We start from the raw sequence: 9,367 nt of genomic DNA, 5'->3' as shown, positions 1-9,367 counted from the left end.
AGCGCCACCGACACCGAGGTGATCGTCCACCTCGTCACCTATTACCTGGACCAGCACGGCATGACGCCGGTCCAGGCGTCGGCCGCCGCCTTCAAGCGTTTCACCGGCGCCTTCGCCCTGGTGCTGATCTTCGCCGGCGAGCATGAGCTGATGATCGGCGCCCGCCACGGCACGCCGCTGGCCGTCGGCTATGGCGAGGGCGAGATGTATCTGGCCTCCGACGCCTTCGCCCTGGCGCCGCTGACCAACCGCATCTGCTATCTGGAGGACGGCGACTGGGTCGAGGTCAGCCGCACCGCCGCCATCGTCCACGACGCCACCGATGCGGTGGTCGAACGGCCGGTGAAGACCACCGCGGTGTCCGGCGCCCTGATCGGCAAGGACGGCTACCGCCACTATATGCTCAAGGAAATCTACGAGCAGCCGCAGGTCATCGGCGACACGCTGAACGCCTACATCAACCCGGAAACCGGCACCTTCTCCCTACCGGACTTCCCCTTCGATCTGGCCGGCGCCAGCAAGCTGACCATTGTCGCCTGCGGCACCGCCTATTACGCCGGTTTCGTCGCCAAATACTGGTTCGAAACGCTGGCCCGCATCCCGGTCGAGGTCGACATCGCCTCGGAGTTCCGCTATCGCGAGGCGCCGCTGCCGCCGGGCGGCATCGCACTGTTCATCTCGCAGTCGGGCGAGACGCTGGATACGCTGGAAGCGCTGCGTTACTGCAAGCGCCAGGGCCAGAAGATCCTGTCGATCGTCAACGCCCCGGAAAGCACCATCGCGCGGGAATCCGACGCCGTGCTCTACACCATGGCGGGTCCGGAGATCGGCGTCGCCTCGACCAAGGCCTTCACCACCCAGCTGACGACGCTGGCCTGCCTTGCCGTCACCGTCGGCCGCGCCCGCGGCGCCATCGACCAGGAGCGGATGCAGCAGATCGCCCACGCCCTGCGCGAGGTCCCGGCCCGCGCCGCCGACGTGCTGGCCCATGACGAGCGGCTGAAGGAGCTGGCGCAGGAGGTGTCGGAGGCCCGCGACGTGCTCTATCTCGGCCGCGGCGCCATGTACCCGCTGGCCCTGGAAGGGGCGCTGAAGCTGAAGGAAATCAGCTACATCCACGCCGAAGGCTACGCCGCCGGCGAATTGAAGCACGGCCCCATCGCGCTGATCGACGACAATGTGCCGGTGATCGTGCTGGTGCCGTCCGACGCCCTGTTCGAGAAGGTGGTGTCGAACGTGCAGGAGGTCTGCGCCCGCTCCGGCAAGGTCCTGCTGCTGGCCGACCGGAAGGGCATCGACAAGCTGAAGGACAAGGTCCGCTGGTCGGTCGAACTCCCCGCCTGCGACCCGCTGGTGGCGCCGCTGCTGTACGCCATTCCGGTGCAGCTACTGGCCTATCACACCGCGGTGCTTAAGGGGACTGATGTCGATCAGCCGCGGAATTTGGCAAAGAGCGTGACTGTGGAGTAAGAGACCGCTTGAAAAGAATTGGTATGTGCGCAGAGAATAGAGTCTCACACTGAAGAATAAACGGTCATACTGGACAACAAAGCCTCATACTGAATGACCTTGCACCTTCCGGGGATTCGGCACGCCATCGAAAAAGGCAGCCGCATCCCGGAGGTGTCATGGCTCGCCGCCGTTAAGCATTAGACCAGGACAGGAAGGCGGCGTGACTCAACAGAAACAGTCACCGGAAAATCCGGAGCGGTTTACTGTGTCCCTCGTTCCATGCCGGTTCACAGGTCGGGCTGCTCGGTTGCGCTGCGCAGATCGCGTTTCAGGATCTTGCCGATGATCGACGTGGGCAGGGCCGATCGGAACTCGATCGTCGACGGTCGTTCAAAACGGGACAGGCGGGGAACGAGGAAGCTGTGCAGGTCCTCCGCCGACAGCCCGGCGCCGGCCTTCGCGACGACGAACGCCTTGACCGTCTGGCCGCGTACCGGATCGGGTTCGCCGATCACGGCGACATCGCTCACCGCCGGGTGTTCGCGGATCGCGGCTTCGACCACGCGCGGATACACATGCTGCCCGCCGGCAATGATGAGATCCTTCAGCCGGTCGACGATGTGGAGATAGCCGTCCTCGTCGAGAAAGCCGATGTCGCCCGTGTGGAGATGTCCACCGGCCATCGCCTTTGCGGTCGCTTCGTCGTCGCTCCAATAGCCGGCCATGAGCTGGGGGCCGCTGACACACACCTCCCCCACCCTGCCCACCGGTTGGGGCGTCGTGCCGTCTTCAACGGACACGATCTCGACGATGGTCCCCGGCAGGGGCAGCCCGGCCGAACCGGGCTTGGTGGCGCCTTCGTAGGGGGTGCAGGTGACGACGGGGGATGCCTCCGTCAGGCCGTACCCCTCGACCAGCCTGCTGCCGGTCATCGCCTGGAAGCGCTCCTGCAGCAGCGGCGGCAGGCTATCGCCGCCGGAGATGCACAGCCGCAGCGACGACAGATCATGGAGGGCTGCGGTGGGGCAGTCGATCAGCGCCTGGAAAAGCCGGGGAACGCCGGTCATCATGGTCGGGCGCTTGCTCTGGATGGTGGCAAGAATCTCCCGCACGTCGATCCGCGGCAGCAACACCAGCTCGGCGCCGAGCGCGATGCCGAAGTTCATCACCGCGGTCATGCCGAAGACATGGAACAGCGGCAACACGGCAAGAAGGCGCTCCTGTTCCACCGCGCTTCCGGTGAGCCAGTCCCGGCACTGGCAGGCATTCACGAAGAGGCCGGCATGGGTGAGGACGGTCCCCTTGGGCACTCCGGTGGTGCCGCCGGTGTATTGGATGACGGCCGGCGCATGCTGCGGATCGATACCGACCGGAACACAGCGGCCGTCATTGTCGAGCAGGCTGGAAAAGGAGAGATGGCGTCCGTCATCCGGAAAGTCGGCGACGTCCCCCCGGTGCAACAGGGGATACAGCCAGTTCTTCGGGAAGGGCAGGCTTTCCGCCAGGGAGGCGACGATGATCCGGCGCAGCCGGCCCGGCCATCCCACCGCCGACAGGGTGGCCTGGAATCTTGGCAGGTCGAGGGTTATCAGGATTTCGGCGGCGGAGTCGGCGATCTGCCGTTCAAGCTCAAGCTCGGCATTCAGCGGGTTGGCGTTCACCACCGTGCCGCCAGCCTTGAGGATGGCATAGAAGGCGATGATGAAATAGGGACAGTTGGGCAGCAGAAGCATGACCCGTGTTCCCTCGCCGACACCCAGCTCCTGCAGCCCCTTGGCGGTCCTTTCGACCAGATCGAGGGTTTCGCCGAAGGAATGGCGCCGCCCGAGGAAATCCATGCAGGGCCGGTCCCGGTGGGTCGCGGCCGCCTCCTCGAGCAGTGCAGGCAGGGGCCGCGCCGGCGGCGGGCGGCGCCAGTCCAATCCGGGAGGATAGTTGCGCTCCCAGGGGTAGGTGACCCCCTGGGCGCCTGCCGTGGCGTCGGCGATGGACCTGATCATGACGTCGGTTCCGATCACGGGTGTGCCGGACACAGTCTATCGGACCTGCCGGGACCACCTCTTGATGCAGGTTAAAGCCGTTGCCTTGTCGCCATTCCCTGAAGGATGGATGATGCCGACCGGCGCGAAGTCTCACTGCGTGCCGAGAATGCACCGCGGGGCTTCGGCAAAAGCCTTCGACTCATCCGGCACAGTCTCCGCGCTCTGTTTGCTTTCTTCTTCAGGGTCTTGTTCCGTGCCCTCCGATTCCGGCAGCGGCTTCGGCAGTTCGTCCGCGGTCAGGGTTTCACGCTCCAGCAGGCTTCTTGCCCCTTGCTCCAGCATGGCGTGGTTCCTGCGCAAGATGTCCGATGCCCGCGATGCGGCGGCCTCGACCAGGGTGCGGACCGCCGCGTCGATGCGGCTGGCCGACGCTTCGCCGTAATGCCGGGGTTGCCAGAAGGCGCCCTGGGGTTGACCGAGAAGATGGCCCGGCTCGGTGTCGTAGCAGACCGCCCCCAGCGTTTCGTCCATGCCGTACCGCATCACCATGCCCCTGGCGATGTCAGTGACCTTCGCCAGATCGTCGGCTCCGCCCGTCGATACCTCGCCGAACACGATCTGCTCCGCTGCCCGGCCGGCCATCAGGACGGTCATCTTGTCTTCCAACTCGTGGCGGCCCATCAGGAAGCGATCCTCCGTCGGGCGCTGGATGGTGTAGCCGAGCGCCCCGATGCCGCGCGGAATGATCGATACCTTCTGGACAGGATCGGTGCCCGGGATCGCCATGGCGACCAGGGCGTGTCCCATCTCGTGGTGGGCGACGATGGATCGTTCGTGCAGGCTGAGAATGCGGGATTTCTTCTCCAATCCGGCGACGATCCGTTCGATGGCGGCCTCGAAATCCTCCGTCGACACGGCGTCGGCGTCCCGCCTCGTGGCGATCATCGCCGCCTCGTTGACCAGATTGGCCAGGTCGGCACCGGTGAAGCCCGGGGTCAGAGCCGCCAAGTTGGCGAGGTCCACATCCGGGCCGAGAGGGACCCGTCTGGTGTGGATCGCGAGGATTTGCGCACGTCCGGATTTTTCCGGCCGATCCACCAGGATCTGCCGGTCGAACCGCCCCGCGCGGAGCAGGGCCGGATCAAGGATTTCCGGGCGGTTGGTTGCCGCCAGCAAAACCAGACCGGCACTGGGGTCGAAGCCGTCCAGTTCGGCGAGAAGCTGGTTGAGCGTCTGTTCCTTCTCGTCGTGGCCGCCCAGCATCGGCAGGGATCCGCGTGCGCGGCCGAGCGCGTCGAGTTCATCGATGAAAATGATGGCCGGCGTTCGCTCCCGTGCGAGCGTGAACAGGTCCCGCACCCGCGCGGCCCCGACCCCGACGAACATCTCGACGAATTCCGATCCGTTGGTCGAAATGAAGGGAACCTTGGCTTCGCCGGCGACGGCCCTGGCCAGCAGCGTCTTGCCGGTTCCAGGCGGACCGACCAGCAGAATCCCCTTGGGCACATGGGCGCCAAGGCGCGAAAACTCCTTCGGATTCTGCAGGAACTCCACGACCTCCCGCAGTTCCTCCTTCGCCTCGTCGACACCGGCGACATCATCGAACCTGATGGAGACATCGGTCTCGGCGAACAGCTTGGCCTTGCTGCGGCCTATCGACAGCAGGCCTCCGCCCGCCCGCATGCCGGACATCCCGGCCAGACTCCACACGGCGAACAGGATCAGGAGCCAGCCGAACCAACTGACGATGCCTGATGCCCAACTTGACCCGCTGATGCCGCTGAAGGGGATGTGACGGGCCGAGAGGTCGCGGGCGATGTCGGGCGCGACACGGACGGTCTCGAATGTCCGCGACCCGTTGGGCAGAGGTTCGTTCAGCGTACCGGTCAGGGTGGTTTCGCCGACCATGACCTGCTCGATCTTGCCGCGATCCAGCAGATCCTGGAACTGGCTGTAGGGTATCGTTTGCGCCTGATGAACGCCGGGGAGCGCCCACAGCAGGAACAGCCCGACCCCGATCGACAGGGCAAGGGCAAGCCACAACAGCAGGTCGGCGCCGCGGTCGCTGTCCTTCTTGTCGTCCATGACACCTCCCGCTGCGGTCTGAACCGCCCGCATCCCCTGAAGGCTGCAGGGGCGTCCGCGTCCTGTCCTTTACTCAGGTTAAGGCCGGCATGGTGAAGCCGTGGATCAATGGCGGCATTCTCCCGATGCGGTTGCACGGATACCGTTCAGGGAGTCCGCCAAAGGAGTCCGGACCGCCATGGCCAAACCTGCTCCTCCCCAGCCAGCCCCGTCCGCCGAACCCCCGTCCGTCGAACCCCCGTCCGTCGAACCCCCATCCGTCGAACCGGTGTCCGAGTTGAACGTCGGATTGCAGAAGCTGTGCTTTCTGATCGTCAAGGCCCGCGAATTCGACGCCAAGGTGGAACCGTCCGATCTGGATGAGGGCTCCAACCCCAGCGACGACGGGATGCGGGCGGTGCTGGAGGATTCCGCCGACGATCCGACCCTGGCGGAACTGAAGGACGCCATCGACGGTCTCGACGACGACGAGGTGGTCGATGTGATCGCGCTGGTCTGGCTGGGGCGCGGCGATTTCTCGGCGAACGAATGGGCCGAGGCGCAGGCGCTGGCCCGGGAACGCCATACCGCCCGTTCCGCGGATTACCTCATCGGCATCCCCAACCTGGGAGACTGCCTGGAGGAGGGTGCCGCCCAGCTCGGTTTTTCCTGCGAGGAATTCGAAATCAACCGGCTTTAGGACGGATCGGCGGCGGAATGATTGAGGCGCGGCTTCGGCATCCGTCGCGGTCCGGTGGGGCCAAGCGGCGGGGCCGGGCCGCATGCCCCATTCAGAAATGGTTGCGCGCGGCCGCGCGGATGCGGCGGATGTCGTCGTCGACCTGTGCGGGCGTGGTGTGCGGCCCCAGATCGTCGAAATGCAGATGCTCGACCACCCTGATGCCGCACAGTCCCATGATCGCAACGTCCTGTGTCACCGTGAAGGCCTGCCTCTCCCCGGTCGCCTCCAGAAAGGCCATCGGGGCTCCGGAACTCGTGACGATCAGCCCCTTGCGCCCATGGAGTTTGCCCTCGACCTCCTCGCCCCGCATTTCCCAGGCAAATCCGTAACTGAAGACACGGTCCACATAGCCTTTCAGCATCGCCGGCATGCCGGCCCACCAGATCGGAAACACGAAGGAAACCGCCTGGGATGCCGTGATGAGGTCCTGCTCGCGCTGGATGTCTTCGGGTACCGGCCCCGTGCCGGCCAGTTCCTCCTCCGAAAGGACCGGGTTGAAGTCCATGGCGTAAAGGTCGCGCACGGTGACCGCGTGCCCACATTGCTCCAACTCGTCCACATAGGCGCCCACCGCCTGCCGGATGAAGCTGCCGGAGCGCGGATGCGCGAAAACGACGACGTGCTTCATGACACTCCTCCCGTTCCGGGCTCGCGCGGCGCGCGGCCGAGTTTCTGTTCCAGTTCCACGACCGCGCGCAACGTCCTGAGCACGCTGTCCGGCGTCAGGCTGATGGAGTCGATGCCGAGGCGCACCAGGAATTCGGCGATCTCCGGATAGTCCGAGGGCGCCTGTCCGCAGATGCCGCAGGGCCGGCCATTGCGCCGCGCGCCCTCCACGGCCTGGCGCAGGAAGGCCAGCACGCCGGGATCGCGCTCGTCGAAATCGAAGGCGACCAGCGGGCTGTCGCGGTCCACCCCGAGCGTGAGTTGCGTCAGGTCGTTCGACCCGATGGAAAAACCGTCGAATCGTTGGGCGAACTCATCCACCAGCAGCACGTTGTTGGGGATTTCACACATCACGTAGACCTGGAGGCCGTCACGCCCGCGCTCCAACCCGTGGCGCGCCATGGCGGCGATCACCCGATCGGCTTCCTCCAGACGGCGGCAGAAGGGCACCATCACCTTCACGTTGGTCAGCCCCATCTCGCCACGCACGCGGGCAAGCGCCCGACATTCCAGCGCAAAGCCTTCCTCGTAAGCCGGGTGGGCGTAACGCGCAGCCCCCCGGAAGCCCAGCATCGGGTTCTCCTCGACCGGCTCGAACCATCTCCCGCCGAGCAGGGAAGCGTATTCGTTCGTCTTGAAATCGGACAGCCGGACGATCACCGGGCGCGGGAAGAAAGCCGCCGCGATGGTGCCGACCCCCTCCGACAGGCGCTCCACGAAATAGGCGCTGCCGTCCGGGTGGTTGCGGGTCAGGTGGGCGATGCGGGCCCGCACGTCGGCGTCCTCGACACGCTCGGGGTGGACGAGCGCCATCGGATGGACCTTGATGGCCTCGTTGACGATGAACTCCATGCGCGCCAGCCCGACACCGTCCACCGGCAGCCGGCCGGTCTGGAAGGCCTGATCGGGATTGCCGAGGTTCACCATGATGCGCGTCTGCGGCCGCGGCAGCCGGCCAAGATCCAGGCGCTCCACCCGGAACGGAACGGCGCCGTCATAGACCTTGCCGGTTTCACCCTCCGCGCAGGAGACGGTCACCGTCTGCCCATCACGCAGGGCCTCCGTCGCGCGTTCGGCTCCGACCACGGCTGGAATGCCCAGTTCGCGGGCGACGATGGCGGCATGGCAGGTCCGGCCTCCCCGGTTGGTAACGATGGCGGCGGCCGTCTTCATCACCGGCTCCCAATCCGGCGTCGTGGTGTCGGCCACCAGAACCTCGCCCGGACGGAAGGCCGACAGATGGTGGGCGTCGGTCACCACGCGCACCGTCCCGGTGGCCATGCGTCCGCCGACGGCGCGTCCCGACGCGAGCACGGTCCCCTTCGCCTTTGGAACGAAGCTCTCCAGTTCCAGCGCCGTCCGCTGGGAGGCGACCGTCTCCGGCCGGGCCTGGACGATGTAGAGGCCGCCGTCCAGTCCGTCCTTGGCCCATTCGATGTCCATGGGTTGGCCGTAGTGATCCTCGATCCGGATGGCGTATCCGGCAAGCCGCAGCACCTCCTCGTCGGTCAGGCAGAAGCGCTCCCGGTCGGCGTCGGGGGTGGGGACGGTCCGCGTCGGCTCGCGCGTGCGGCCAGGCCGGTAAACCATCTTCACCTGCTTCTCGCCCAACCGCCGCTGAAGCACCGCGCGGTGGCCCTGCCGGAAGGTCGCCTTGTGCACATAGAACTCGTCGGGATCGACCGCCCCCTGGACGACCGTTTCCCCCAGCCCATAGGCGCCGGTGATGAACACGGCGTCGCGGAATCCCGATTCCGTATCCAGCGTGAACATCACCCCGGCCGAGGCGAGGTCGGAACGCACCATTTTCTGCACGCCAACCGACAGTGCGACCTTGAAGTGGTCGAAGCCCTGGTCGATTCGGTAGGAGATGGCCCGGTCGGTGAACAGCGAGGCGTGGCAGCGCCGCACCGCGTCGAGCAGCATGGCCTCTCCGGACACATTCAGATAGGTCTCGTGCTGCCCGGCGAAACTGGCGGTCGGCAGGTCTTCCGCGGTGGCGGAACTGCGGACTGCGACGGTCAGGCCCTCCCCGTACTCGGCCAGCAGGGCGCGGAAGGCCGTGCGGATTTGCGCCTCCATCGCCGGCGTGAGGCCGGCCGAGTAGACGATGTCGCGCGCACGGGCTCCGGCGCTCGCAAGCCGGGCCACGTCGTTCTTATCCAGCCCGTCGAGCAGCGCGTGGAGGTCCTCCCACGCCTTGGCCGCGGTCAGCGCATCGCGGAAGGCCGCCGCGGTCAGGGCGAATCCGTCCGGCACCTCGACCCCCAGCGGCTTCAGGTGCCGGTACAGCTCACCGAGGGAGGCGTTCTTGCCGCCCACCAGGGCCACGTCGTCGCGGCCGAGGTCGGAGAACCAGCGGATGTATGTGGCGTCCGGCATATCCGGCCTCCTTGTTCCGGCCTCCATGTCCCAAAGGCGCTGCATGGCCGGGTGGCGGTTTCGCCTCGTGCTCGCGGGC

General features: G+C 66.3%; 6 protein-coding genes. 2 read left to right on the top strand and 4 right to left on the bottom strand.

The window, feature by feature from the left end; all coding sequences use genetic code 11:
• A partial coding sequence (gene glmS, locus ACCD06_RS27330) for a glutamine--fructose-6-phosphate transaminase (isomerizing) (RefSeq protein ID WP_413344815.1) occupies positions 1-1,470 on the top strand: 1,470 nt, incomplete at its 5' end.
• A 269-nt stretch (positions 1,471-1,739) separates the two neighbouring features.
• On the opposite strand, the gene ACCD06_RS27325 is transcribed toward glmS, so the two are convergent.
• Entirely contained in the window at positions 1,740-3,452 is a 1,713-nt protein-coding gene (locus tag ACCD06_RS27325) for a long-chain-fatty-acid--CoA ligase (RefSeq protein WP_413344813.1), read from the bottom strand.
• A 132-nt stretch (positions 3,453-3,584) separates the two neighbouring features.
• On the bottom strand, positions 3,585-5,519 hold the full coding sequence (gene ftsH / locus ACCD06_RS27320; RefSeq protein WP_109156729.1) for an ATP-dependent zinc metalloprotease FtsH: 1,935 nt from the start codon (positions 5,517-5,519) through the stop codon (positions 3,585-3,587).
• A 277-nt stretch (positions 5,520-5,796) separates the two neighbouring features.
• Between ftsH and ACCD06_RS27315 the strand changes: the two genes are divergently transcribed.
• On the top strand, positions 5,797-6,198 hold the full coding sequence (locus ACCD06_RS27315) for a DUF3775 domain-containing protein (protein ID WP_413344811.1): 402 nt from the start codon (positions 5,797-5,799) through the stop codon (positions 6,196-6,198).
• Between the two features lie 91 nt (positions 6,199-6,289).
• Here ACCD06_RS27315 and ACCD06_RS27310 read toward each other — a convergent pair whose 3' ends face one another.
• Positions 6,290-6,868 carry an NAD(P)H-dependent oxidoreductase gene (locus ACCD06_RS27310; RefSeq protein ID WP_109156731.1) on the bottom strand — a complete coding sequence of 193 codons (579 nt, stop codon included), beginning with the start codon at positions 6,866-6,868 and terminating at the stop codon, positions 6,290-6,292.
• Positions 6,865-9,288, bottom strand: a complete 2,424-nt coding sequence (ppsA, locus tag ACCD06_RS27305) for a phosphoenolpyruvate synthase (RefSeq protein WP_109156732.1) — start codon at positions 9,286-9,288, stop codon at positions 6,865-6,867. Before ppsA ends, ACCD06_RS27310 begins: the two co-directional genes overlap by 4 nt.
• Between the last annotated feature and the right edge of the window lie 79 nt (positions 9,289-9,367).

This window comes from Azospirillum sp. CT11-132, from assembly GCF_047302835.1.
GTDB lineage: Bacteria > Pseudomonadota > Alphaproteobacteria > Azospirillales > Azospirillaceae > Azospirillum.
Note: the sequence above shows the minus strand (reverse complement) of the source record. Positions and strands in the feature narration are given on the sequence as shown.

Excerpts from the sequence above, each read along its gene's own strand:
- ACCD06_RS27310 (WP_109156731.1), bottom strand. The coding sequence starts at position 6,868 with ATGAAGCACGTCGTCGTTTTCGCGCATCCGCGCTCCGGCAGCTTCATC.
- ACCD06_RS27325 (WP_413344813.1), bottom strand. The coding sequence starts at position 3,452 with ATGATCAGGTCCATCGCCGACGCCACGGCAGGCGCCCAGGGGGTCACC.
- ftsH (WP_109156729.1), bottom strand. The coding sequence starts at position 5,519 with ATGGACGACAAGAAGGACAGCGACCGCGGCGCCGACCTGCTGTTGTGG.
- ppsA (WP_109156732.1), bottom strand. The coding sequence starts at position 9,288 with ATGCCGGACGCCACATACATCCGCTGGTTCTCCGACCTCGGCCGCGAC.